We start from the raw sequence: 25,363 nt of genomic DNA, 5'->3' as shown, positions 1-25,363 counted from the left end.
CCGACTCGATGATCGAATTACCGGACCTGGTGACCGGCGGGCTCGCCGTCGGCATGCTGTCGGCGCTCGCCCTGGGCTGCCTGCTGCTGCGCGCACAGCGCCAACAGGCCCGCCAGCGCGCCGAGATCGGCCGGTTGCGCGCCCGACTCGACGAGACCGCTTGGGCGTTGGCCGACGAGGTCGAGCACCTCGCGGCGCGGCGCCTGCCCGCCGCCGCCCGGCAGCAGACCCACGCGAACGTCGCCGTGCCCGGCCCGCTGCGCCCCCAGACCTCCGGCACCCCCCTCGGCCTCGCGCTGGAGCACGTCCTGGACGCCCTGCGCGCCGAACTCACCGCGCAGCGCACCCGGATCGACGCGGCCGCCCAGGCCGGTATGCGCGGCGCGACACGCGAGATCCAGGCGGCCCTCTACCGTCTGCAGGACGCGCTGCGCGGACTGCAGCAGAAGTACGACGACCCCGAGCTGACGCAGACGCTGTTCCAGCTCGACCACGAGAACGAGCAGTCGCTGCGGCGCGCGCAGGTCGCCGCCGTGGTGTGCGGAGCCTGGGTCGGACTCGCGCGCGAGGAGTCGCACCTGGTGGACGCGGTGACCGGCGGCCAGGCACGGCTCGCCGGCTACCACCGGGTCCGGGTCCACAACCATCTGGAGGCGGGCACCGCGCTGGTGTCCCACGCCGTGGAGCCGGTCGCGATCATCGTCGCCGAACTCCTCGACAACGCGCTGCGGCACTCCGCGCCCGACACCGACGTCGTCGTCAACCTGGAACACGTCCACCACGGGGTGTGCGTCACGGTCGACGACGCCGGCCTGGGCATGACCCAGGACGAACGCGCCCGTGCGCAGCGGCTGGTGGCGGGGTCCGAGCCGATCCTCCTCACCGACCTCGGCGACCCGCCGCGGATGGGGCTGGCCGCGATCGGGCAGCTGACCCGGCAGTTCGACCTGAGCGTCGACCTGTCGTCGCCGTCCCCGTACGGCGGGGTGCGCGCGGTGCTGCGCGTGGACAGCCATCTGCTCGGGCACATCGACCCCGAGGAACGGCCGCCGGCGGCGAGCGCGCCGCGCTCCACCCGCCCGGCGCCCAGGGACGAGCCGGCCGCCGTGCCGGTGTCCGGCGGCACCACCACCGCACGCCCCGGCGAAGCGGCCGACTCCGCCCACGGCTACGGCAACGACCGGCCCGACGGGGAGGCCGGGACCGGGCACCGGGAGCAGGGCGGGACCGGGCGGCTGCCGCAGCGCAGACGCCGTACGCGGGTGACCGCCGCGTCGGAGGAGCCCGCCGCGCCGCAGCCCGCGGCCCACCGCCCGGAGCAGGCGGCCGCCGCGCTCGGGGCGCTGCAGGCGGGCACCGCCGCGGCACGGTCGGCCGCCGGCGGGAGCACCGACGACGCCGGGCCCGCCCAGGCGGAGCCCGACTTCACCGACCCGACCGACCGGACCGGACCGACCGACCGGACCGACCACGAACTGACCGACCACGAAGGGGGAACGGCTCGATGACCAGCCGCGACGCGGGAGACACGGCATGGGTTCTCGATCCCATCCTGGAGGTGCCGCACGTCGTGGCCGCCGTGCTGCTCACCCGGGACGGACTCGTGACCGGCTACACCGACGCGCTGACCCAGGCCTCGGCCGAGCGGGTCGCCGCGATCACCAGCACCGTGCAGGGCGCCTGCCGCACCGCGGCCGCCGCGTTCGCCGACCGGGAGCGGGCCGAGGTGCGCCAGGTGGTCATCGAGTCCGACCACGGCTATGTGCTGATCGTGCCGACGGACCACGGCACCTGTGTGGCCGCCTACGGCGACCAGGAGGTACGGCTCGACCTGCTCGCGCACCGCGTGCACTCGCAGGTGGCGCGGCTGGGCGAGAAGGCGATGGCCGCCGCGCCACGAGGCGGCGACGGCGGCGCGCCGGCATGACCGGCCGCGCCGGTGGCCGCCCCTTGGTCCCCGCGTACCTGTCGACCGGCGGGGTGGCCCGGCCCAGCCGGCCGCACCTGGAGCGGCTGTCGGTGCTCACCCGCGCCGACGCGCCCGCTCCCGCAGGTCTGCCCGCCGCCCAGCTCGCCCTGCTGGACGCGCTGGAGGACGGCTCGCTGACGGTGGTGGAGGCGGCGGCGCTGCTGCGGCTCCCGGTGTCGGCGGTGCGCGTCCTGGCGGGCGGCCTCATCGACCGGGAGCTGGCGTCGGCCCGCGCGCCGATCCCGCCCGCCGCACGCTTCGACCCCGACCTGCTGAAGAGAGTGGCCGATGGCCTTCGCGCCCTCAAGCACGCCTAGCGACGCCCGCGCCACCGCGGGACCGTCCGACGACGTCCATCTCCCCGACACCGCACGGGACCTGGTCAAGATCCTGGTGACCGGGCCGTTCGGGGTGGGCAAGACGACCCTGATCGGTTCCGTCTCCGAGATCCGGCCCCTGCACACCGAGGAGCCGCTCAGCGAGGCGTCCGCCCCGCTCGACGACATCGCCGGGGTGCGGGACAAGTCGACGACCACCGTGGCGGTGGACTTCGGCCGGATCAGCCTGCCCGGCGGGGTCGTCCTCTACCTGTTCGGCACCCCCGGGCAGGAGCGGTTCCGGCCCCTGTGGGACGACATCGCCTACGGCGCCCTGGGCGCCCTGGTCCTGGTCGACAGCCGGCGCGTCGACGCCTCGTTCGACGTGCTGGGACTCGTGGAGGAGACGGGACTGCCGTACGCCGTCGCCTTCAACACCTTCCCGGACGCGCCCCGGCACCACACGGAGGCCGAGCTGCGCGCCGCCCTGGACCTGGCGGACGGCACCCCGATGGTCACCTGCGACGCGCGGGACGCCGACTCGTCCGTCGACGCGCTCCTCGCCCTCGTCCAGCACCTGATCGACCGCGACACCCCGGAGGACCGGTGACCGTCCACTCCCCCGACCTGGACAGCTTCTCCCGCGCGACGCCGGTACGGCTGTGGGAGGACGGCTTCGCGCTCGACCCCTACCGCTACTACGAGGCGCTGCGCGCCCAGGGCCCGGTCGGCTGGGGCGAGTTGGCGCCCGGCGTACCGGCGTACGTCGTCACCGGCCGGCGCGCGGCACTGGACCTGCTGCACGACACGGAGGCGTTCTCGCACGACCCCCGGCCCTGGGAGGCGACGGTCGCCGACGACTCGCCGATCCTCGGCATGATGCGCTGGCGGCCCAACACTCTGTTCGCCGACGGCGCCGCCCATGTGCGGTACCGCACCTCGCTGATCGACACCTTCGACCGGATCGAACCGCACGACCTGCGGGCCCGCGTGCACCGCGCGGTGCGGGTGCTGGCCGGGCGGTTCGGCCCGAAGGGCGAGGCCGATCTGGTGGGCGAGTTCGCGCGGCCGCTGATGGCGCTGGTCTTCAACAGCCTCTTCGGGCTGCCGGACAGCCAGAGCGACCGGCTCGACGTGGCGCTGGGCAAGATGATGGAGGGCGGCGCCGAAGCCGCCGAGGGCGAGGCGGAGTACGGCGGCTATGTGATGGAGCTGATCGCCGCGAAGGCCGCGGCACCCGGCGACGACCTGCCGAGCCGGCTCCTCGACCATCCGGCCGGCCTCACCCCGGAGGAGGTCACCTGGCAGGTGTTCCTCACCCTGGGCGCCGGGCACGAGCCGACCGCCAACCTGGTGTCGAACGCCCTGTCGCGCATCCTCGGCAACCCGCGGTTCTACTCGACGCTCACCAGCGGCGCCCGCCCGGTGATGGACGCGGTCGTGGAGGTGCTGCACCACGAGACGCCGCTGGCCAACTACGGCATCCACTACGCCCGCAGGCCCCTGTCGTTCCACGGCGCCTGGATCCGGGCGGCGGTCCCGCTGGTGATCTCGTACGGGGCGCTCGCCCACTTCGCGGAGCGGGACGCCCCCGGCGAGCGGCACCCCCGCGACGCCTCCCACCTGTCCTGGTCGGCGGGGCCGCACGCCTGCCCGGTGCGCCAGCACACGCTGCTCATCGCCACCGAGGCCATCGAACGGCTCACCCAGTGGCTGCCCGACCTGGAGCCGGTCCTGCCGCGGGAGCGCCTGACCTGGCGGCCCGGACCGTTCCACCGCTCACTGACCTCGCTGCCCGTCCGGTTCAGTCCCCGCTCACCCGACCAGCCAGGAGGCCCGTCGTGACCGTGACCGACCGCATCGCCATCGACCCGTTCGGAGCCGACATCCCCGGCGAGAGCGCCCGGCTGCGCGCCCTCGGCCCGATCGTGCCCGTCGAGCTGCCCGGCGGCATCCCGGCCTGGGCCCCGACGACGTACGACACGCTGCGGAAACTGATCCTCGACCCCCGGGTCAGCAAGGACCCCCGGCAGCACTGGCGGCTGTGGTCCGAGGTGGGCGAGCACCCCTCCTGGGGCTGGATCCTGGGCTGGGTCGGCGTGGTCAACATGCTGTCGACGTACGGCGGCGACCACGCGCGGCTGCGCAAGCTGGTCGCGCCGAGCTTCACCCAGCGGCGCACGGAGATCATGCGCCCTCGCGTGGAGGCGATCACCGCGGAGCTGCTGGACGCGCTCGACGAGGGCGGCGACGCGGTCGACCTGAAGGCGGCGTTCGCCCACCCGCTGCCGATGCGCATGATCTGCGAGCTGTTCGGCGTGCCGGACGAGCTGCGCGAGGACACCGCCACGCTCATCGCGGCGATCATGGACACCTCCGACCCGACGCCGGAGCACGCCGCGTTCGTGCAGGAGCGGATCGGCTCGGTGCTGGGCGCGCTCATCGCCCACCGGCGGCAGCACCCGGGCGACGACCTGACGACCGAGCTGATCCGGGTGCGCGACGAGGACGGCGACCGGCTCAGCGACGAGGAACTGCTCTACACGCTGCTGCTGGTGATCGGCGCCGGCTTCGAGACGACGGTGAACCTGATCGGCAACGCCGTCGTCGCCCTGCTCACCCATCCCCGGCAGCTGGCGGCCGTGCGGTCCGGGGAGATCGGCTGGGACGCGGTGATCGACGAGACGCTGCGCGTGCACCCGTCGATCGCCTCGCTGCCGCTGCGGTTCGCCGTGACCGACCTCGAGGTCGGGGACGTGACGATCCCGGCCGGGGACGCCATCATCACGACGTACGCCGCCGCCAATCTGGATCCCGCGCACTACGGGCCGGACGCGGACGGCTTCGACGCCGCGCGCGGGGCCGACGACCATCTGTCGTTCGGGATCGGGGTGCACCGGTGCATCGGTGCCCCGCTGGCCCGGCTGGAGGCCCTGACCGCGCTGCCCGCGCTCTTCGACCGGTTCCCCGGACTGCGCCCGGCCGCCGGCGAGGGGGAGCTGCGCCAGGTGCCGTCGTTCATCGCGTTCGGATGGCAGGAGATACCGGTGCGGTTGCGCGGCTGACGCGGAACCCGCGCGGGGACGCGACCGGTCCCCCGTTCCGGTCGTGCCCCCGCAGTGCGTAGACCGTACGGCGCCCGCGCGCGTCGTGTGTATCGCGTCGGTGCCCGCTGAGCGGCCACCAGGACTCACCTGTGCACAGCCGCGTCCTGAACGCCCGCTTTTGTCGCGTGCAGGGCGGGAGGTTCCAGGTCACCGAGCGCCAGGTGCGCCAGGACGACCTCGTAGAGATCGCTGCCGCCGGCCAGGAGCCTGCGCTCCAGGACGGGCTCGGCGCTGCGGACGTGCTCGCGCACGGTCTGCGCGTGGACGCCGAGGCGCTGCGCGGCCCGTTCGGCGTTGCCGCCCTCGGCTATCCAGGCGCGCAGCGTGCGGCGCAGGTCGCGGGTGTCCTGGTCGAGACGGGACAGGAGGTCGTGCGCCCAGGTGACCATGGCGGGCCCGGACAGCAGGTCGCGCAGCGAGACGGGGTCGTCGTGCGGGGCGACCTGGTCGGCGGGCGCGCCGGCCAGGCCCTCCTGGGTGTTGAGCGCGACGTGGACGACGGCCCGGGCGGTCAGGTCGGTGAAGCGGGTGCTCAGCAGGGTCTCGACCCGCTCCATGCGGGCGCGCACGGTGTTGCGGCTGACGCCGAGCACCTTGGCCGCGTTCACGGCGGTGAACTCCAGGCCGAGCCGGGTGGTGGCGAGCAGTTCGGCGCGGGTGTGGTGCGGCAGCGCGTCGAGCGGGCGCAGCACCCGGGCCGTCCAGCAGCGCAGGGCCGCCGGGTCGACGAGGCGTTCGGGGTGGGTGCGCTCGGCGTAGACGGCCGCCTTGTCGGGCCGGAAGTGGGCGACGGCCAGCGCGCTCACGGCCTGCCCGTACGCGGTGGCCGTGCGCACCAGGGCCTGCCGGGCGCTGCCGCCGAGGAAGGTCCGCGGACGCGGGCCGACCAGCGAGCGCAGCTCGCGGGCCTCGGTCTCGCCGGGGGTCACGACGATGACGTGCTCGTCGACCGCCGGGCACAGCACGACCAGCGCCCGCTCGCCGGTGGCGTCGATGCACTCCCCGGCGAGCCGGTCGCGTTCCTCGGCGCTGCCCTCGACGACGTAGACGCACGCGGTGTCGGTGTCCAGCAGCCCGGGCCACAGCCCGGCCGCGACCCGGCGCGCGGACACGGTGTCCTCCACCATCAGCAACTGCAGGATCGCCAGGCGCAGATCGGAGGTCGCCCGTTCCAGACGGCGTCCCGCGGCGGTGGTCTCGCCGGCCCTGAGCAGGAGTTCCAGGACGTGGGCGGTGTGGCCGACGATGTCCGCCGCCCGCCGGTCGAAGGGCTCCGCGCGGGACACGGCGAGGACGCCCGCGGCCGGCGGGTCCGGGCAGGCGACCCGGGCCAGCCGCAGATGACGCCCCCGGCCCTCCCAGGCGGCCGACGCGATCCGGCCGGCGGCGACGGCGTCGACCAGCTGCTCGCCCATGGGTGGCCGGGTGCCGGCGACGAGGGCGCCGGACGGGTCCAGGAGGCAGGCGGTGCCCCGCACGGCGTCCGCGAGCCAGGCCACGACGCGGCCGACGTCCCGGCCGTGCGGCCGCAGGTGCTCCAGCAGCTCCTGCGCCCATGCCGAAGGCCCGGCGTCGCTCACCCCCGCCTGCCCGGCTCCGTCCTCTCCGCCAGCCATGTCGGCCTTCACCTCGTCTTGCGGTTCTGCGCTTCGTTCACGTACCGGTCGGGGACGTTACCTCACGCCCGCGCGGCGAGCCGGTGCCGTGGGAGTGCGGGGCCGCCCCGGGGATAGGCTCGGCCAATGGCGAAGTACTACGACGTGCACCCCGACAATCCGCAGCCGCGCACCATCGCGCAGATCGCCGAGAGCGTCCGTTCCGGTGCGCTCATCGCGTACCCGACGGACTCCTGCTACGCGCTGGGCTGCCGGCTGGGCAGCCGTGACGGCATCGACCGCATCCGGTCCATCCGCCGCCTGGACGACCGGCACCACTTCACCCTCGTCTGCCAGGACTTCGCGCAGCTCGGCCAGTTCGTACGGATCGACAACGACGTCTTCCGCACGATCAAGGCGGCGACGCCCGGCAGTTACACGTTCATCCTCCCGGCGACCCGGGAGGTGCCCCGCATGCTGCAGCACCCGAAGAAGAAGACGGTCGGTGTGCGCATCCCGGACCACGTCGTCACCCAGGCGCTGCTCGCCGAGCTGGGGGAACCGCTGCTGTCCAGCACGCTGCTGCTGCCGGACGAGGAGGAGCCGCTGACCCAGGGCTGGGAGATCAAGGACCGGCTCGACCATGTGCTGGACGGGGTCGTGGACTCCGGGGAGTGCGGCACCGAGCCGACGACGGTGATCGACTTCTCGTCCGGCGAGCTGGAGATCGTGCGCGTCGGCGCGGGGGACACGTCCCGGTTCGAGTAAAGGCGCCCCCAAGGAGCTGGGGCTGCCGGGGGCCGCGGGACCGTGCGTGACACCATGTGCGCGGTCCGGCCCCGCCGGGCCGCTGACCTGTTTCGCCGTGCGATCGCAGAGAGGGCGCCCCCACATGACCTCCGTCCAGGGCAACGTTGTCGACATCCCCACCGAGGACGGCGTCGCCGACGCCTACCTGGCCCGTCCCGCCGACGGCGGGCCCCGGCCCGCGGTCCTGCTCTACATGGACGCGTTCGGGCTGCGGCCCCGGCTGGAGGCGATGGCCGACCGGCTCGCCGCCGCCGGGTACGCGGTGCTGGTGCCGAACCTGTTCTACCGGGCCGGCCGGGCTCCGGTGCTCGACCTGCCCGAGTTCATCGACACGGCGGCCCGGCCGGACATCTTCGAGACCCTCGGGCCGATCATGCAACAGCTGACCCCCGAGGCGGCGATGCGGGACGCCGGCGCCTATCTGCGGTGGCTGGAGTCGTGCCCGGCCGCGGCGGACGGTCCGGTCGCCCTGACCGGCTACTGCATGGGGGCGCGGCTGTCGCTGCTGACCGCCGGCACCTACCCGGACCGGGTCGCCGCCGCGGCCGGCTTCCACGGCGGCCGGCTCGCCACCGAGGCGCCGGACAGCCCGCACCTGGTGGCCGGACGCGTCACCGCGGAGCTGTACTTCGGGCACGCGGACGGCGACCCGTCCCTGCCGCCCGAGCAGATCGAGCGCCTGGAGAAGGCCCTCACCGAGGCGGATGTCCGGCACCGCTGCGAGGTGTACCCCGGCGCCGGCCACGGCTTCACCCAGTCCGACACCGCCGCCTACGACCGCGCGGCGGACGAGCGCCACTGGGCGGCGCTGCTCGACCTGCTCGACCGCACGTTCTGAGCGGCCGGTCCGGGTGACGGGGGCGGGCTCCCCCGTCGCCCGATCATTGTTACGGTGCACCGGTGTCTGTCTCCTCACGTGATACCGCGGAAGGCGCCGGCTGGGGCGCGGCCGAACCCGGCACCTACAAAGGGCTGATGCCGCCCGGGGGCCGGAAGATCTCCTGGCTCGACCCCCGGATGCTGTGGGCGGCCCGCAACGGCGTGCTGGCCTCCTGGTTCGGGGATCCCACCGGCCGTACCCGCTCCCGGTGGGTGGCCCAGCGGGCGGCCGCCGGCGCACCGGCCGACAAGGTGATCCGGCGCGACGACCCCGACCGGTTCTCCTTCCTCGTCATCGGCGACACCGGCGAGGGCGACGACCCCCAGTACGCGGTCGTGCCCGGGCTTCTGAGGGAGGGTCAGGACACCCGGTTCGCGGTCCTCGCCAGCGATGTCATCTACCCGGTGGGCGGCGCCGACGACTACGGACCGAAGTTCTTCCGGCCGTACCGGGACTACCGGGCGCCCATCTACGCGATACCCGGCAACCACGACTGGTACGAGGACCTGACCGCGTTCATGCGGGTGTTCTGCGACGACGCCCCGCCGCTCGCCCCGGAGCCCGCGCCGCGCCCGCTCAGCCGGGCCTGGCTGCGGTCGCTGCTGTGGCACCGGCCGCGCGAGAACGACGTTCAAGAGCTCGACGAGGCACGGAAGTTGCGGTCGGACCCCGCCCAACTGGCCGTCCAGCCCGGCCCGTACTGGGCGATCGACTCCGGGCCGATCCGGATCGTCGGTATCGACACGGGGCTGCTCGGGACGATCGACGCCGAACAGGGCGCGTGGCTGCGCGAGGTGTCGAAGGACCCCCGCCCGAAGATCCTCGTCACGGGTTCGCCGCTGTACGTCGACGGCGAGCACCACCCCTGCGTCATCGAGGGCGGCGGCACGGTGGACGACATCGTCCGCGATCCGGCCCACCGCTATGTGGCGGCGATCGGCGGCGACATCCACAACTACCAGCGCTACCCGGTGCGGGTGGGCGACCGCACGATCCAATACGTCGTCGCGGGCGGCGGCGGCGCCTTCATGCACGCCACGCACACCATCCCGAAGGTCGACGTGGCGGGCGTCGGCGAGGACGACTTCCGCTGCTATCCGCTGCGCGGCGACTCCCTGGCGTTCTACAGCACGCTGTACGGCCGGCGGCTGCGGCTGCGCCGCTTCTTCACCCTGACCGAGGCCGAGGCGGCGGCCGTCGTCGCCGAGCGCCTGGGGATGCGGCTGACCCGCGCGCAGCAGACCACGGCACGCGTCACCCGGCGGGTCCGGCTGGTGGCCGCCCTGCTCGGCGCGGGCCGCCGCCCCGACCGCGGCGCCCGGCTGCGCCTGCCGGTGCGCAAGCTCTACACACAGCTGTTCTCGCCGAGTTCGGCGACGTACAGCCCGCCGTTCTTCAAGTGCTTCCTGCGGCTTGACGTCGGCCCGGAGGCCGTCCGGCTGCGCTGCCACGCCGCGACGGGGAACCTCGCCCAGGAAGTCGACCCCCCGGTGGAGGACGAGGTGACGATCCCGCTGGTCTGAGGCGCGAGGGCGGGAACATCTCCGTCCGGGACGGCGTTGCCCGAGCCGTACGGCTTCGATCACGAGGTCATCGGACGACGGAGGGTCTGTGGCACCCATCTCCCGCCCCTTGCGCAAGCTGGGCTTCCTCACCATCGGACTGTTCGACGAGGCGGACCCGGCCCGCGGCCACGAGTCCACCCTGGAGCTCATCGAGCTGGGCGAGCGCCTCGGCTTCGACAGCGCGTGGCTCCGCCACCGGCATCTGCAGTACGGCATCTCCTCCCCCGTCGCCGTCCTGGCCGCCGCCTCGCAGCGCACCCGCCGGATCGAGCTCGGCACCGCGGTGATCCCGCTCGGCTGGGAGAACCCGCTGCGCCTCGCCGAGGACCTCGCCACCGTCGACCTGCTGTCCGGCGGGCGGCTCAACCCCGGGGTGAGCGTGGGCCCGCCGATGCACTACGACCGGGTCAAGGAGGCCCTGTACCCGGACACCGCCGACGCCGAGGACTTCGGGTACGAGCGGGTACGGCGGCTGCTGGACTTCGTGCGGGGCGAGCGGGTCACGGACTTCAGCGGCACGGAGGGCTTCGAGGTGTTCTCCGACCGGGTGCAGCCGCACTCCCCGGGGCTGGGCGGCCGCATGTGGTACGGCGGCGCCGGCCTGCGTTCGGCCGGCTGGGCGGGCGAACACGGGATGAACCTGCTGACCAGCAGCGTCGTCAGGGTGGAGGACGAGCAGGAGGGCGCACCCGACTTCGCGCGGATCCAGCTGTCCCACATCCGCGCCTTCCGGGAGCGCCACCCCGACGGGGAGCGCGCCCGGGTGTCCCAGGGCCTCGTCGTCATCCCGACCGACTCGGCGACGCCCGAACAGCGGGCCCGGTACGAGAAGTACGTCGCCGAGCGCATGCCCCGCACCGCCTCCCCGCAGGGCCCGGCGCGGCTGCTGTTCGCGCCGGACCTCCTCGGCACCTCCGAGGAGATCGCCGAACGCCTCCACGCCCACGCGGCGTTCCGCGAGGTGGACGAGGTGGCGTTCGCCCTGCCGTTCACGTTCGGGCACGACGACTACGTGCAGATCCTCACGGACATCGCGACCCGGCTCGGTCCGGCGCTGGGGCGTCCGGCGCCCTGAACCGGTCGGCCGGGACCTCGTGGTCCAGCAGGTGCAGCGGGGCGGCCGCCACCCCGGCCGCCTCGACGGCGTCCCAGTGGGCGAGTGCCCGGGACAGGTCCACCAGGCCGTGCGTCAGCGGCAGGCCGCCGGGGTCCCGGCCCGGTTCCGTCGTGCGGTGGGCGTGCAGCAGCGACTCCAGCCGGCAGGAGGCCAGGGTGCCCGGGATGCCGGGGCGCCCGGCGAAGCCGGCGGCGGCGACGTCCGGGAGGTCCTCGCCGAGCCGGGTCCGGGTGGCGCCGACGTCCAGCAGGCCACCGCCGACGACCAGCACATCGCCCCGCTCGGTCATGCGCTCCAGCGCCCGCGCGGTGTCGAAGCAGTGCGGGAAGGAGTCGTCGACCAGGACCGTGCCGGGCCGCAGCCGGCCGACGTCCACGAGCGCCGACGGGCCGCTGACGGCGGTCACGATCACCTCGCTCGCGTAGACCTCGTCGGGCAGTTCGGGGCCCGACTCCACGATCCGTACGGGCAGGCCGGGGTACCGGTCCGTCAGCTCCGCCGCCAGCCGTTCGAGCCGCGGCCCGCTGCCGGGCAGGTCGCACAGCACGAGGCGGGCCGGCGGGCGGGGTGACCGCGCCAGCAGCAGCCGCAGCGCCGAGGTGCCGATCGAACCGCAGCCGACGACGGCGAGGGACAGCCGGTCGAGCCGGCCCCCGGTGGCGTCGAGGGCGGCGTGCACGGTCTTCACGACGGCGACGGTCGTCGTGGCGTGCCCCGTGGTGATCGCCGCGTCCGTCCGGGCCTCCCGCAGCACGTCGAAGCCGTAGCCGGTGAGGGACGGGATCGTCCCGGCGAGCGAGACACAGCGGGCGCCGAGCGCGGCCGCGTGCTCGACGGCCCGCGCGGTGCGGGCCGCGAGGTCTCCGGCGGCGGCCAGTTCGTCGGCGAACAGCGGCAGGGCGACGAAGCCGGACAGGCCCAGCGGGGTGCCGGTGCGCTCCAGCAGCCGGGCCCGGCCGTCCGGGAACAGCAGGCCGCGGATCTCCTCACGGCCGGGACGCGGGGTGCCGGGCGGCAGTCCGGCGAGGGCGGCGAGGTGCCCCGGGGCGGGCAGACAGCCGACGAGCGCCGCGTCCAGCGCCGGGGCCCGGCGGCTGCGGGCCGCGCCGGCCCGCAGCTCCTCGTGGATCCGTTCGGCCAGCTCGGCGGCCCGGCCGGCCGTGAGCGCCGCCGCGGAGGCGCGGACGGTGACGCGCAGCCGCCGCGCGTCGGGCTCCGGCCGTACGGCCAGGAACACGTCGGTGCCGGGCGGGGGCGGGGCGATCAGGGTGTCCGACGCGTCGGCGCTCAGCGCCGGCGTGCCGCCGGGCGGCGCGCCCAGCGAGGTGAAGTCGAGGAAGGTGAAGAAGAACTGGGCGTGCCGGGGCAGTCCGGTGGCGAGGTCGGGGCCGGTGGGTCCCTCGGCGCGGGCGAGTTCCGTCTCGGCGGCGATCCGGCGCAGGTCCTCGGCGAAGGCGGGCCGCCGGCCGGGGCCGGCGGGCGGGGCCGGGCGCACCGCGACGGCCTGCGCGAAGGGCCCGAACACCCGGTGCGCGTCCGCGGTGGAGTCCTCGCGTCCGGTGACGGCGAGGCCGATCACCACGTCGCGCTGTCCGGTGAGGTCGGTGAGGGCCCGGTGGTAGGCGGTGAGCAGCGGGGCGTGAAGGGTGCTGTGCGCGGTGCGGGCCAGCCGGCGCAGCCGCCGCGTGGTGGCGGCGTCGACCGTGAACGCGGCGGTGTGCAACCCGGACGGCGCCGACACTCCCTCGCTGCCGGACGGGCGCAACTCGGGCGGGGTGTAGGGGGCGTTCAGCCGGGCCCGGTACGCGTCGGCCCGGGGGCCGGACGGGCGGGGCCGCCCGGCGGACCGGACGACGTGGTCGCGGAAGGTGCTCCGAAGCGGGGGCAGGCCGGGGGGCATCCCCCGGTCGAGGCGGTCGTACACGGTGAGGAGTTCCCCGGCGAGCAGGGCGGCGCTGTAGCCGTCGCCGATGAGGTGGTGGGCGTGGACGAGGAGGACGTGCTCGTCGGGTGCCGTGGTGAACAGGGTCGCCCGCAGCAACGGCCAGGCCCAGGGCTCCAGCCGGCGCCGCCCCTCCTCGGCGATCCGTTCCTCCAGCAGGTCGGGGTGGACGGTCTCCCGCAGGACGGGCAGCCGCAGGGAGTCCGGGAGTTCCTGCTGCACGGGCGGCCGGACCCCGGCCGGGAACACCGTGCGCAGCATGGGGTGCCGGGCCACCAGCACGTCGACGGCCCGCTGGAACAGGTCGGGGCGCAGACGGCCGGTGAGCCGGAACCGGGCGAGCCAGGCGGAGCCGGCGGCCGGGTCGAGGGTGTCGGCGAGGAGGAAGCCCCGCTGGGCCGGTGTGAGGGGGTACGGGCCGGTCGCGGCGGCGGTCGGGACGGCCTCCGGGAGCGGGTCGGCGGCGTCGACGGCCTTCGCCAGCGCGCGCAGCGTGCGGTGGGTGTGGAGGACCGTCGGCCGCGGCACGGCGGGGAGTTCCGCGCGCATCCGGGCGAACAGCTCCAGCACCATGATGGAGTCGCCGCCCAGCTCGAAGAAGTCGTCGTCGGCCGTGACGTCCGGGGCGTCGAGCAGCGCCGCCCAGATGCGGGCGAGGGTGCGCTCGGTCGGCGTGGCGGGCGCCGCTCCCGCCGGCGCGGGGAGCCGGGGGGCCGGGACGGTGGCCGCCGCGGAGTGCCGGGGCACGGGGACGGTGGCCGTACGCGGGGCGCCCGCCTCGCGGGCCAGCCGCTCGCGGTCGATCTTGCCGGTGCCGGTGAGGGGCATCGCGGTGACGCCGTGCACCCGTCCGGGCAGCATGTACGGCGGCAGGGTGCGGGACAGGAACGCCCGCACGGCACGGGTGTCCGGGACCGGAGCGCCCGGCCGGGGTTCGAGGTGGGCGGCCAGGCGTCCCCCGGCGGGCAGGACGGCGGCGCGGGCGATGTCCGGGTGGGACAGCAGGACGGCCTCGATCTCGCCGGGTTCGACCCGGTGCCCGTGGACCTTGACCTGGTCGTCCAGCCGGCCGAGGAAGGCGAGAACGCCGTCCGGGGTACGCCGGACCCGGTCGCCGCTGCGGTACCAGCGCCGGCCCTCGCGCTCGACGAACGCCGCCGCGGTGAGCTCGGCTTCGCCGAGGTACCCGGGTGTCAGTCCCGTTCCGGCGATGAGGAGTTCGCCCGCCTCGCCGGGTGCGCAGGGGCGCAGGCCGGGCGTGACGACGTCCACGTGGGTGCCGGCGACCGGCCGGCCGATGGGCACGTCGCGCAGGTCGTCGGCCGGGCGGGCGTCGAGGATGTGGCAGGTGGCGTTGATGGTGGCCTCGGTGGGCCCGTACAGGTTGGCGACCCGGTGGCCCGGTGCGCCGCCGCACGCGTCGAGCAGGTCGAACCAGCGGCGCACCTGTGCGGCGGGCAGGGCCTCCCCGCCGACGTGCACCCAGCGCAGCGCCGACAGATCGGGGGGCGTCCGGTCCCGCCCGGTCCGGCTCTCGGCGGTGGTGAGCAGCCGTTCCCACAGCGTCGGCACCGAACTCCACACGGTGATCCGGTCGTCGACGACGCGGTCCAGGAGGGCGTCCGGGTCGCGGAGCACGTCCCGGGAGACCGTGTGGACGGTGGCCCCGGCCAGCAGCGGTGCCAGCACCTGCCGTACGGAGGCGTCGAAGCAGACGGACGCCGTCTGCAGAAGCCGGTCCCCGGGACCGTAGCGGAAGGTGTCCAGCGCCCAGTCGAGGTAGGTGAGCAGCGACCGGTGGGTGATCGGGACGGCCTTGGGGCGGCCGGTGGACCCCGAGGTGAGGATCACGTAGGCGACGGCGTCGGGGCCGGCGTGCCGGTCCGGACCGGGACCGGGGCCGGGCGGGGCGCCGGTGCCGGGCCGGTCGGCGAACACCGCCTCCACGCCGTCGAGTTCGGCGGCCGTCGCGCGGGTCGCGGCGTGGCAGACCACGGTGGTGACGCCGGTCCGCAGCAGGTGCTCCCGCCGGCGTGCCGCCGGGTGCTCGGGGTCCATCGGCACCCAGCCCGCGCCCGCGCGGAGGATGCCCACGATGCCGACCACGACGTCCGGGCCCTGCTCGACCAGGAGACCGACCAGGTCACCGGGGCCTACGCCCTCCGCGCGCAGCCGGGCCGCGAGGGCGGCGGAGGCCCTGTCGAGGGCGGCGTAGGTGAGCGTGGTCCGGCCGGTGTCGATCGCCACGGCGTCCGGGGTCGCACGGAACCGGGCGAGGAGCCGGCCGGTGATGCCGTCGCCGGCCGGCGGGAGGGGATGGCGGGCGTGACCGGCGGCGGCCCGCAGTTCCGCCAGGTGGTCCTCCGCCAGCCGTGCGGTGGTCTCGCTCCGGAACAGGTGGGCGGGGTGGTTCCAGGAAAAGTGCAGGGTCGCGTCCGCCTCCCAACACAGCAGGCCGAGCCGGGTCGCGGCGGAGGCGGTGGCCGCCGCCGTCGGCGTCACCGTCACGGGCCGGCCGTGGCCGTGGCGCACGGGGAAGCGGGCGAAGCTGAACCCGGCGGGCGCCACCGTGCGGGGGGCGGGCCCGCCGGCGGGCAGGGACGCGGCGAGGTCGGGGCTGCCCGGGGTGCCGTGCGCCTCCGCCTCGCGCCAGATGTGCCGCAGCCGCACGGCCAGTTCGGGCACGCTCTCGGCGGGGTCGACCCGCACGAGGACGGGGAGGGTGTCGGCGAGCGGGCCCACCAGGTGCTCGATGCCGGGCAGGGCCGCCTCCCGGCGGGAGCGCGCCACGTTCACCGCGACCGCCGGCCGTCCGCTCCAGCGGGCCAGGCAGCGGACGTGGACGGCGAGGAGCAGGTGGAAGAGCGACACCTCGTGCCGTGCGGCCAGCTCGCGCAGGGCGGAACTGAGCGCCGCGTCGGCGGTCGCCCGGTGGTGGACGTACGGCGGTGTGGGCGCGGACCGCGGATCGCCGTCGTACGGCAGCGCGTCGGCGGGGTCGGCCGGGCCGTGCGCGGCGATCCGCTCCTGCCAGTACCGCAGGTCGCGGTCGAAGGCGGGCGTGTCGCGGTCGGCGGCGAGGAGGGCGGCGTACTCCGCGAAGTCGGCCCGCACCGGGGGCGGTTCGGTGGTGGACCCGGTGTCGGTGAGGGCGGTGTAGAGCGCCCACAGGTCCTCGCACAGCACCTTGAGGCTGTAGCCGTCGGCGGCACCGTGGTGGACGACCAGCAGCAGATGCGCGACGCGGGCGTCCCGGCGGTCGCGGACCAGGACGGCACGCACCGGGTCCTCGGCGGTCAGGTCGAACGGCCGGTTGCACAGCCGCAGTTCGAGGTCCGGCAGGACACGGTCGGCGTCGTCGGTGTCGTGCACCGTGTACCAGCGGGGCGGGCGGTCGGCCGGTTCGGCGGGCGCCGTGTACTGCAGCGGGGGCACGGCTCCGGTGACGCGCAGACGCAGCATGGGATGCCTGGCGGCGAGTCGGGACAGCGCCCGGCCGAGCACGTCGGTGTCGAGGAGGCCGCGCACGGTCTGCCGTATGTAGCCGTAGGCGGTGACGCCTTCGAACAGGGCCTCGGTGGTGAGGAAGGCGCGTTGCAGCGGGGTCAGCGGGATCGGCCCGCCGTCGCCGGGGTGCCGCCGGGCGGGGAGGGGTGCGGGCGGGTGGTCCTCCGGGGGCGCGGTCCGCAGATGGGCCGTCAGCTCGCCGACGGTCCGGTGTTCGAAGAGCAGGGTGGCGGGCAGCGGCCGGCCGAGTTCGCTCTCCAGCCGGCGCGCGAGGTCCACGGCGGTGAGCGAGTCCAGCCCGAGGCCGAGGAAGGGGTCGTCGTCGCCGATGTCGCGGGGCTCGCGGTGCAGGGCCTCGGCCAGCAGACGGCGGACCAGGCCGGCGGTGTCGTCCGGGTGCGGGTCGGCGGGGGCCGGGGCGGGGTGCGGCACCGGGACGGCGGGGGCCGCCGAAGGCGCCTTGCGCACGGCCGGTTCGACCCGTTCGGGTACCACCAGCAGATGCGGGGTCCCGGTCCCGACGGCGGTCCGCAGCGCGGCGATCGCCTCCCGCGCGGTCATCGGCGTCAGCCCCAGCTCCCGCAGCCGCGTCGCGGACCCGGTCCCGGCGGCCGTCCCCGCGTCGCCGACGGGTCCGAAGCCGACCGCCTGCCAGGGACGTCCCGCCGCGTGTTCGGCGGCGGCGAACGCGTCGAGGAAGGCGTTGGCGGCCGCGTAGTCACCCAGCGCTCCCGCGAGACCCGGCAGCACCGAGGCGACCGAGGAGAACACGACCCGGACGGCCGGGTCCTGGCCGTGGCGGCGCAGCGCGTCGGCGAGCTGGACCGTGCCGCGCACCTTGGCGGCGAGCGCCTGCCGGATCTCCCCGTCCGGCTTGGAGCGCAGGGTGCCGGGGCGGACCGTACCGGCGGCGTGGAAGACCCCGTCCAGCGCGGGCAGCGTGGCGAAGAGGGCGTCCACGGAGGCCGGGTCGGCGACGTCCGTCGCGTGGTAGGCCGCCCGGGCGCCGAGGGCCCGCAGCTCGGCCAGCAGCGCCTCCGGGGCCGTCACCGAGCGTCCGGCGAGGACGAGTTCGCGGGCGCCGCCGCCCGCCAGGTCGCGCGCCAGCGCGGAGCCGAGTCCACCGGCTCCCCCGGTGATCAGGTACGTGCCGCCGGGCGGCAGGGCCCGGACCGGCGCCTCGGTGTCCGCCAGGGCGGTCCGCGTACGGCCGAGGCGGCGTCCGGCACGCCAGGCGACCGTGGGCTCGGCGCCCGGTCCGTGGGCCGCGCACAGTTCCCGTTCCAGTGCGTCGAGACGGGCGGCCAGGGGATCGGCGCCGCTCAGGTCCGCTCCCCGTGCCGTCAGTCCCCGGTGTTCCTGCGGGAGGGCCCCGGCGAGGCCGTGCGCGAGCGCCCGCGCCGGGACCGCCGGCTGCCCCGAGACGCCGGTGGCGTAGGCGTCCTCGGTGACGACGAGCAGGCGTGACGGGTTGCCGGACAGCAGATCGAGGACGCGGCGCAGCGATGCCAGGGTGTCCTCGACGGCCGTGTCCACGTCCTGCGCCTCGCCCGGCAGCCACACCACGGTGTCCGGGGCCGGGACGTCGTCCCCCGCGGCCACCCCGCTGTCCGCGAGCCGCTCGGCGAGGGCCCGGCCCAGTTCCCGGTCCGCCCCGACGAGCCGGACGGCACGGGGCCGCTCCCCCGGTACCAGCGGGGTGTCGGCCCAGTCGAGGCGCCGGACCACGGCGTCGGTGCCCGGCTCGCCCGGCCAGTGGCGGCGGCGCCGGTACGGGTACGTCGGCACCTGTACCCGGGCGCGCCCGGTCGCGCGGTGCGAGAGGGGACGGCGCAGGGTGCCTCCGCGTGCCCACAGCCGGCCCACGGCCTCCAGCAAGGCCCGGGCGTCACCCTGAGCGGGTGTCAGTACCGTGGCGCCGAGCGCGTTCCGGGCGGTGGCGCGGACCGCACCTCCGAGGGTGTCGCCGGGCCCGAGTTCGAGGAAGGTGTCGTAGCCGTCCCGCAGCAGCCGTTCCACGGCCGCCCCGAACCGTACGGGCGCGACGGCGTGTTGCTGCCAGTACGCGGGCGTGAGGTCGGGTCCCCAGTCGGCGGTGACGGTGCTCAGCATCGGCACCTCCGCCCGTGCGGCGGTCAGCGAGCGTGCCGCGTCCCGCAACGGGCTGAGGACCGGCTCCAGCATCGGGGAGTGGAACGCGTGCGAGACCCGTAGCCGGCGTGTGGCGACCCCTCGTCCGGTGAGCTCCGCCAGGGCCTGGTCGACGGCGGTTGCGGAGCCGGAGATCACCACCTGGCCGGGCCCGTTGACGGCGGCGACGGCCAGGGAGCCGCCGGACGCGGCGACGAGCGCTGCGACGGTGTCCTCGTCGCCCCGGACGGCCGCCATGGCGCCGGGGCGGGCCCGTTCCGCGACGAGCCGTCCGCGTTCGGCGGCGAAGCCGACGGCCTCGGCGAGGGTGAGGGAACCGGCGACGCAGGCGGCGGCGATCTCCCCCACGCTGTGCCCGGCGACCGCGTCCGGCCGCACCCCCCACCGGTCCAACTGCCGGGCCAGGCCCACCCCGTAGGCGACGAGCAGGGGCTGGGCGACCTCCGTCCCCGCCAGGTCGCCGGGGTCCGCGTGCGGGTCCAGGCACCAGTCGGCGAGCGAGCGCCCCCGCACCGTCCCGACGAGCGCGGACGCCTCGTCCAGGGCCTCCCGGAACGCGGGTGCCGCCTCGTACAGGGCGCGTCCGGGGCCGGGGCGCTGGGCGCCCTGGCCGGGCAGCAGGAAGACCGTCCTGGGACGGGAGGGCCGGGCGCGGCCGAAGTCGTCGGTGCGGGCGGCCTCCAGCCGGTCCGCGAGATCGCCGTCGGCGGCCAGGGCGAGGCGGTGGGGGCCGTCGTCGCGGGCCGTCCCGACGGCCGCGCAGACGTCGGCCTCGGACAGTTCGGGGTGGGCGCGGAGGTGGGCGGCGAGCTCGCCGGCGGCGGCCCGCAGGGCGCCGGCGCCGCGGGCGGAGAGCGTGAGCAGGTGCGGGCCCTGGGCGGCCGGCGGTGTCTCGGGGGCCCGGGCGGGCGCCGCCTCCAGGACGGCGTGGGCGTTGGTGCCGCCGAACCCGAAGGCGTTGACGCCCGCGACCAGCGGGCCGGGGGCCCGCCAGGGCCGTACGGCGTCGACGAGCTCGAATCCGGGGGCCAGGCGCTTCAGGGAGGGCGCCGGCGGTGCGCAGTTCGGGGAGGGCGGGAGACTGCGCTGCCGGAGCGCCAGGACCGTCTTCACCAGGCCGGGCATTGCAGCGGCGTTGAGGAGGTGCCCGACGGTCGCCTTCGCCGAGCCGAGCAGGCGCTGGAGCCCGTCGGCGCGCGGCGGGAAGGCGTGCCCGAGCGACTGCGCCTCGGCCGGGTCGCCGATGGGGGTGCCGGTGCCGTGGGCCTCGACGTACGACACCGTGCCGGGGTCGACGCCGCACTCGGCGTAGGCGCGGGTGATGACGTCGCGCTGGGCGCGCGGGTTGGGCGCCAGCAGGCTCAGTGACCGGCCGTCGTTGTTGACGGCGGTCCCGCGCACCAGGGCGAGGACGGGATCGCCGTCGCGTACGGCGTCGTCGTGCCGGGTGAGCACGAGGGCTGCTCCGCCCTCGCCGGGCACGAGGCCGTCGGCGGCGGCGCCGAAGGGGCGGCTGACGCCCGTCGGGGACAGCGCGCCCGCGTCGGCGAGCAGCCGGTGGCCGGTGGCGGTGAGGGCGAGGTGCACCGCGCCGACCACGGCGACGTCGCACTCGCCGGCGAGCAGGCTGCGGCGGGCCAGGTGGAGCGCCACCAGCGCCGAGGAGCAGGCGGTGTCCACGGCCAGGGCGGGCCCGTCGAGGTCGAGGGCCTGGGAGAGGCGGGCCGCGATCAGGTTGGGCAGGTTGCCGGTGAGCGCGCCGGGGTGGCCGGCGAGGTCGCCGCCGGCCGCCTCGGCCAGCACCTCGCGGTAGCCGCTGTCGCCGACGGCGGCGAACACGCCGACCGTGCGGCCCGCGCGGCGCGGCCCCGCGTATCCGGCGCGTTCCAGGGCCTCGTGGGCGAGTTCCAGAAAGAGCCGGGCCTGCGGGTCGGTGGCGCGGGCCTCGGCGTCGTCCATGCCGAAGAAGTCCGCGTCGAAGTCCGCCGGCGCGGGCAGGAAGGAGCCGAACCGGCCGGTGGCCTGCGTCCCGTCGCCCCAGCGGCCGGCCGGTACGGCGGTCACGGTGTCCCGGCCGGAGACCAGCAGCTCCCAGAACTCCTCGGGGGTCTCGGCGCCGGGGAACCGGCAGGCCATGCCGAGCACCGCGACCGGCCCGCCACCCGGCGCCGGGGGCGGGCTGTCGTCCGGTCCCCGGCCGGACGGGGCACCGCCCGCCGGCGCGAGGAGGTGACCGGCCAGCGCGGCCACCGTGTCGTGGTCGCGCACGATCCGGGGTTCCAGCGGGACACGGAACGCGTCCTCCAGCGCCGCCAGCACCTCCATGGCCTTCACCGAGGAACCGCCCAGGGCGAAGAACCCGTCCTCGCGGCCGATGTCCCCGGGCCTGAGGTCCAGCACCCGCGCCCAGATCCGGAGGACCGTCTCCTCCGCCTCCCGCCGCGACCGCGGCACCGCCCCCGGCCGGCCGCCCGTCCCCTCGTCCCCGGCGGCGTCGCGTCCCCGCGCGCTTCCCGCCCGCGCCGGCGCGAACCGTTCCTCGACTCTCGCGTACGCCCCGGCCTCGAACCGTTCGCGCATCAGGGCCCGCCGCAGCTTGCCGCTGGTCGTCCGGGGGAACGCCCCGGGAGGCAGCGGCAGGGCCCGGACGTCGTCGTGGCCGAGCGCCCGGCGCACGCGGGCCGCGACCGCGTCCAGCACCGGCTGGGCGGTGGCCCGCGCGGGCCGCGCCCACTGGACGAACACGACGACCCGGTCGTGCCCGGTGCCGGGGTCGGTGGAGCCGATGACGGCGACCGTGCCGTCGCGCAGCCCCGGGGTGGCGGCGGCGGTCTCCTCCACGTCGGTCGCGTGGAAGGTGCGTCCGCCGGCGAAGACGACGTCCTTGTGCCGCCCGGTGACGCACAGCCGCCCCTCGTGGAGGAAGCCGAGGTCGCCGGTGCGCAGCCAGCCGCCGGTGAACGCGGCCGCGCTCGCGTCGGAGTCGCGGTGGTAGCCGCGCGCCACCTGGGGGCCGCGCACCTCGATGTGCCCGACCCGCCCCGCGTCCAGCGCCTCGCCGGTGCCGTCGGTGATCCGGACCTCGCAGCCGGGGACAGGGCCGCCCACGTCCATGAGTTCTACGGCGTCGTCCTCGCCGGGGGCGGCCCGCCCGGCGCTCAGCGCCCGCCGGTCCAGCCGCAGCGGTACGGCGGTCTCGCCGAGCGGGGGCACGGTCACGGCGAGGGTGGCCTCGGCCAGCCCGTACACGGGGAGCAGGGCCGCGGCGTCCAGGCCCGCCCGGCCGGCCCGGGCGGCGAACTCCCGCCAGACGCGGGGCGCGATCGGCTCGGCGCCCACGAGCAGCAGCCGTACGTGGCTGAGGTCGAGGCCGGCCCAGGCGGCGTCCGGGACGCGGCGCAGGCACAGCGCGAGCGCGAAGTTCGCCGCGGACAGCAGGGTGGCCCGGTGCCGGGCGGCCGTCTCCAGCCAGCGCACCGGGTGTTTGGCGAAGGCGAGGGGTTCCAGCCGCACCTGCTTCAGGCCGGCCGCCAGGGGGACGAGGTGGGTGCCGATGAGGCCCATGTCGTGGAAGTAGGGCATCCAGGTGGCCAGCACGTCGTCCGGGGTGACGGCCAGGGCGGTGCGGATCTGCCGCAGGTTGGCCAGGACCGCCTCGTGGGTGAGCTCGACGCCTTTGGGGGCGCCGGTGCTTCCGGAGGAGAACTGGAGGAACGCGAGCTCGCCGGGCGCCCGGCGGACGGGTTCCCGGAGCGGGTCGGCCGCGCGCAGCTCCGCGAGCCGCAGGGCGCGCACGGGTCCGGGCAGTTCGGCGAGCAGCCCTTCGGTGCGGTCGTCCACCATCACCGCGGGCCTGCCCAGGAGTTCGCGCACCGGGCCCACTCGGCGTGCCTCGGGGGCGAGCGGCACGGGGACGAGTCCGGCGGCGAGCGCGCCCCAGAACAGGGGCTGGAAGTCGGCGCCGGAGTCCGCGAGGAGCGGCACGGGAGTACCGGGCGTCAGCCCGGCCGCCTGCAGCCCCCCTGCGACGCGCAGGGCGTCGTCGCGCAGGGCGGCGTGGAGGACGACGTGTTCGGATCCGTCGCCCCGGACGTGGACGATCTCCTGCCCGGGGGCGTCCTCGGCGGCGTGCAGCAGCACGTCGAGGAGCGTGTCGGGGGTACGGCGTCCGGCAGCCGGCATGTGCGTCCTTCCTCGTCCCCGGGGCGCCCGGGGAGTGCACTGCCGGTCGCGCGTACCCGCAGCGGCGTCGTCGATCACTGCCCTGTACGACGGCCCGTCGCGTCGAACGGTTCACCGGCCGGGCCGGAAGCGGTCAGCCCGGGCCGAGGTGGTCGCGGACGGGGCCCAGGGTGAGCAGTCCGCTGCCCGCTCCGGCGAGTTCGTCCGCGGCCGGGGCGAGGGCGGTGCGGGCACGCGTCAGCGCCGTTTCGTCGCCGAGGGCCGCGGCCGCGCGTGCCGTGAGGCACCACAGGGCCTCCTGAAGGAGGTCGGGCGGCGGTTCAGGGGTGGCGCGCAGGGCGGCGAGGGCGTCGGCGCGGCGGCCCCGGTCGAGCAGGAGCAGGGGCCGCGCCCAGGGGGCGTAGGGCCCCCAGTCCGGGTCGTCGCCGGCGTCCAGGGGAAGGCCGTGCCGCAGCCGCAGGCACAGCAGCGCGAGCGCGGGCAGTCCGTGGGCGAGGCCCGGCATGCCGGCGCCGTCGAGGAGGGCCGCCGCGTCCCGGTAGGCGGCCTCGGCCTCGGCGGGCGGGGCGTGCTCCGCGGCGTCGAGCCGCAGCGCGGCGTACCAGCCGGTGAACACGGCGACGAGCGGGCGTTCGTGCCGGGCGGCCAGGGCGCCGGCGGCGGCCGCGTGCCGGTCGGCGGCGGTGAAGTCGCCGAGGGCGCTGCGGGCCTGGAGGCGGACGAGGTGGCCGAGGATCTCGAAGGAGGACAGGCCGTGCCGGGCGGACAGGGTGACGAGTTCCGCCCCGATGGCGTCCCGGCGGGGCGCCAGCCCGGTGCGCCCGAAGCTCTGCATGAACACGGCGTTGAGGGCGAAGGCGAGGACGGCCGGGTCGTCCAGCCGGCGGGCGAGGTCCTCGGCCCGGCGGGCGGCCTCGGGTCCGCGCGGGTCGCGGGTGCCGCGGGACTCCAGGGCGACGGTGGCGAGCAGCCGGGCCCGGTCCGCGTCGTGGCCGTCCCCGGGGAGCGCGGCGAGCGTGCGTTCGGCGGCCGCGACGACGCGCCGGGCGCGGTCAGGGTCGTCGAGGCGGGTCCAGATCGCCGGGACGTCGTAGGCGCCGATGATCCGGGCGGTCAGTTCGGGGTCGCCCAGTTCCTCGGCGGCCGTGAGGGTGTCGAGGCGCAGGGCGCGGGCGGCCGGCAGGCCGGTGCCGCCGGTCAGCGCGAGGGTGCGCAGCAGGCCGGCGGTGGAGTCGAGGCGGGCCCGGGCGTCGGGGGCGACGGCGCGGTCGTAGGCGGCGGCGACCTGCTCCCAGACGCGGGCGGCGGGGGTGCCGGCGCGGCCCAGGCGCTCGGACTGGCGGAGGATGTCTGCCTCCAGGGAGCGCAGTGCGGGCCCGGGGTCGACGCCGAGTTCGTCGGCGAGGAGGGCCCGGGCCCTGCGCAGGACGTCCAGCGCGTCGGCCTGCCGGCCGGTGCGGTACAGGGCCAGCGCGAGCAGCCGCCAGGCGTTCTCCCGCCAGGGGTGTTCGGCGGTGTGCGCGCGCAGGTCCGCCGCCGCCCGGTCGGCCTGGCCGAGCGCCAGCAGGGACTCGGCGCGCAGTTCCAGGGCGTGCCGGCGCAGCTCGGTCAGCCGGTCGGCCTCGGCGCGGGCCCACGGCTCGTCGGCGAACCCGGCGTAGGCGGGGCCGCGCCACCGGCCGAGCGCCGCGTCCAGGCGTACGGCCGCCTCCTGGGCGGGCAGTGCGGCGGCGTCGGAGACGTCCTGCTCGAAGCGCCGGGCGTCGACGGAGTCCGCGGGGACCCGCAGGGCGTAGCCGGGGCCGTCGGTGACTAGCAGCCGGGCGGGGGTGCGGGGCGGGCGGTCGGGTTCGAGGGCGCGGCGCAGGGCGGCGACGAAGGTGCGCAGGGCACCGACGGCGTCGTCCGGCGGGTCCGTCCAGAGGTCGTCGACGAGACGGGAGACGGGGACGACCCGGCCGCGGGCGACGATGAGGCGGGCCAGCACGGAGCGGTGTCTGGGGCCTTTCAGCGCGATCGTGTCGCCGTCCGCGTCCCAGGCCGTCACCGGCCCGAGCACCCCGAAGCGAGGACCCACGTCCGTCATCGCCCTCCTCCGTCGCGGGTCGCCGGCCGCCGGCGGAAACGGCTGGTCCGCGGCGGTTTCCACGATAGTGCCCGGCCGGCCGGGGGTGCGGCGCGCGTGCTCATCGCCTGCTCATCGAGGGCCCCGAGGATCGGT

At 76.3% G+C, this 25,363-nt stretch carries 13 protein-coding genes; 10 read left to right on the top strand and 3 right to left on the bottom strand.

Going from position 1 to position 25,363, the window contains the following annotated elements; genetic code table 11:
- The first annotated feature begins 8 nt into the window (after positions 1–8).
- From ACFRAC_RS30410 to ACFRAC_RS30385, 6 genes are read left to right on the top strand one after another with little or no spacing between them, the layout of a single operon-like run.
- Positions 9–1,508, top strand: a complete 1,500-nt coding sequence (locus tag ACFRAC_RS30410; protein WP_382935183.1) for an ATP-binding protein — start codon at positions 9–11, stop codon at positions 1,506–1,508.
- Positions 1,505–1,927, top strand: a complete 423-nt coding sequence (locus tag ACFRAC_RS30405) for a roadblock/LC7 domain-containing protein (RefSeq protein ID WP_361352792.1) — start codon at positions 1,505–1,507, stop codon at positions 1,925–1,927. The genes ACFRAC_RS30410 and ACFRAC_RS30405 overlap by 4 nt, the downstream gene beginning before the upstream one ends.
- Positions 1,924–2,286: a DUF742 domain-containing protein gene (locus ACFRAC_RS30400; RefSeq protein ID WP_382935180.1), complete on the top strand. Its 363-nt coding sequence runs from the start codon at positions 1,924–1,926 to the stop codon at positions 2,284–2,286. The genes ACFRAC_RS30405 and ACFRAC_RS30400 overlap by 4 nt, the downstream gene beginning before the upstream one ends.
- Positions 2,258–2,896, top strand: a complete 639-nt coding sequence (locus ACFRAC_RS30395; protein WP_382935178.1) for an ATP/GTP-binding protein — start codon at positions 2,258–2,260, stop codon at positions 2,894–2,896. The genes ACFRAC_RS30400 and ACFRAC_RS30395 overlap by 29 nt, the downstream gene beginning before the upstream one ends.
- The gene (locus tag ACFRAC_RS30390) at positions 2,893–4,131 is read left to right on the top strand and encodes a cytochrome P450 (RefSeq protein ID WP_382935176.1); all 1,239 of its coding nucleotides are present in this window, start codon (positions 2,893–2,895) and stop codon (positions 4,129–4,131) included. Before ACFRAC_RS30395 ends, ACFRAC_RS30390 begins: the two co-directional genes overlap by 4 nt.
- A complete protein-coding gene (locus ACFRAC_RS30385; protein WP_382935172.1) occupies positions 4,128–5,351 on the top strand; it encodes a cytochrome P450 in 1,224 nt (407 codons plus the stop codon). Before ACFRAC_RS30390 ends, ACFRAC_RS30385 begins: the two co-directional genes overlap by 4 nt.
- Positions 5,352–5,476: 125 nt before the next feature.
- Here the strand turns inward: ACFRAC_RS30385 and ACFRAC_RS30380 are convergent, their stop codons facing one another.
- Positions 5,477–7,009 carry a helix-turn-helix domain-containing protein gene (locus ACFRAC_RS30380; protein ID WP_382935169.1) on the bottom strand — a complete coding sequence of 511 codons (1,533 nt, stop codon included), beginning with the start codon at positions 7,007–7,009 and terminating at the stop codon, positions 5,477–5,479.
- Positions 7,010–7,135: 126 nt separating this feature from the next.
- Between ACFRAC_RS30380 and ACFRAC_RS30375 the strand changes: the two genes are divergently transcribed.
- From ACFRAC_RS30375 to ACFRAC_RS30360, 4 genes are all read left to right on the top strand, one after another.
- Complete coding sequence (locus ACFRAC_RS30375; protein ID WP_382935167.1) at positions 7,136–7,756, top strand: L-threonylcarbamoyladenylate synthase; 621 nt, start codon at positions 7,136–7,138, stop codon at positions 7,754–7,756.
- 124 nt (positions 7,757–7,880) lie between these two features.
- Complete coding sequence (locus tag ACFRAC_RS30370) at positions 7,881–8,636, top strand: dienelactone hydrolase family protein (RefSeq protein WP_382935162.1); 756 nt, start codon at positions 7,881–7,883, stop codon at positions 8,634–8,636.
- Positions 8,637–8,698: 62 nt separating this feature from the next.
- Entirely contained in the window at positions 8,699–10,201 is a 1,503-nt protein-coding gene (locus ACFRAC_RS30365; protein ID WP_382935159.1) for a metallophosphoesterase family protein, read from the top strand.
- Positions 10,202–10,289: 88 nt separating this feature from the next.
- Positions 10,290–11,318, top strand: coding sequence for an LLM class flavin-dependent oxidoreductase (locus tag ACFRAC_RS30360; RefSeq protein WP_382935154.1), 1,029 nt, complete (start codon positions 10,290–10,292; stop codon positions 11,316–11,318).
- Here the strand turns inward: ACFRAC_RS30360 and ACFRAC_RS30355 are convergent.
- Both ACFRAC_RS30355 and ACFRAC_RS30350 read right to left on the bottom strand, forming a co-directional pair.
- Positions 11,266–23,142, bottom strand: a complete 11,877-nt coding sequence (locus tag ACFRAC_RS30355; protein ID WP_382935152.1) for an amino acid adenylation domain-containing protein — start codon at positions 23,140–23,142, stop codon at positions 11,266–11,268. The genes ACFRAC_RS30360 and ACFRAC_RS30355 overlap by 53 nt on opposite strands.
- 133 nt (positions 23,143–23,275) lie before the next feature.
- Complete coding sequence (locus ACFRAC_RS30350) at positions 23,276–25,228, bottom strand: BTAD domain-containing putative transcriptional regulator (protein WP_382935149.1); 1,953 nt, start codon at positions 25,226–25,228, stop codon at positions 23,276–23,278.
- Positions 25,229–25,363 lie beyond the last annotated feature (135 nt).

It is taken from the genome of Streptomyces sp. NPDC056628 (assembly GCF_042792555.1).
GTDB lineage: Bacteria > Actinomycetota > Actinomycetes > Streptomycetales > Streptomycetaceae > Streptomyces.
Note: the sequence above shows the minus strand (reverse complement) of the source record. Positions and strands in the feature narration are given on the sequence as shown.

Bases quoted from the DNA above. Each gene is read 5' to 3' on its own strand.
- ACFRAC_RS30380 (WP_382935169.1), bottom strand. From the start codon at position 7,009: ATGGCTGGCGGAGAGGACGGAGCCGGGCAGGCGGGGGTGAGCGACGCC.
- ACFRAC_RS30400 (WP_382935180.1), top strand. From the start codon at position 1,924: ATGACCGGCCGCGCCGGTGGCCGCCCCTTGGTCCCCGCGTACCTGTCG.
- ACFRAC_RS30355 (WP_382935152.1), bottom strand. From the start codon at position 23,142: ATGCCGGCTGCCGGACGCCGTACCCCCGACACGCTCCTCGACGTGCTG.
- ACFRAC_RS30405 (WP_361352792.1), top strand. From the start codon at position 1,505: ATGACCAGCCGCGACGCGGGAGACACGGCATGGGTTCTCGATCCCATC.
- ACFRAC_RS30375 (WP_382935167.1), top strand. From the start codon at position 7,136: ATGGCGAAGTACTACGACGTGCACCCCGACAATCCGCAGCCGCGCACC.
- ACFRAC_RS30410 (WP_382935183.1), top strand. From the start codon at position 9: ATGATCGAATTACCGGACCTGGTGACCGGCGGGCTCGCCGTCGGCATG.
- ACFRAC_RS30370 (WP_382935162.1), top strand. From the start codon at position 7,881: ATGACCTCCGTCCAGGGCAACGTTGTCGACATCCCCACCGAGGACGGC.
- ACFRAC_RS30350 (WP_382935149.1), bottom strand. From the start codon at position 25,228: ATGACGGACGTGGGTCCTCGCTTCGGGGTGCTCGGGCCGGTGACGGCC.
- ACFRAC_RS30395 (WP_382935178.1), top strand. From the start codon at position 2,258: ATGGCCTTCGCGCCCTCAAGCACGCCTAGCGACGCCCGCGCCACCGCG.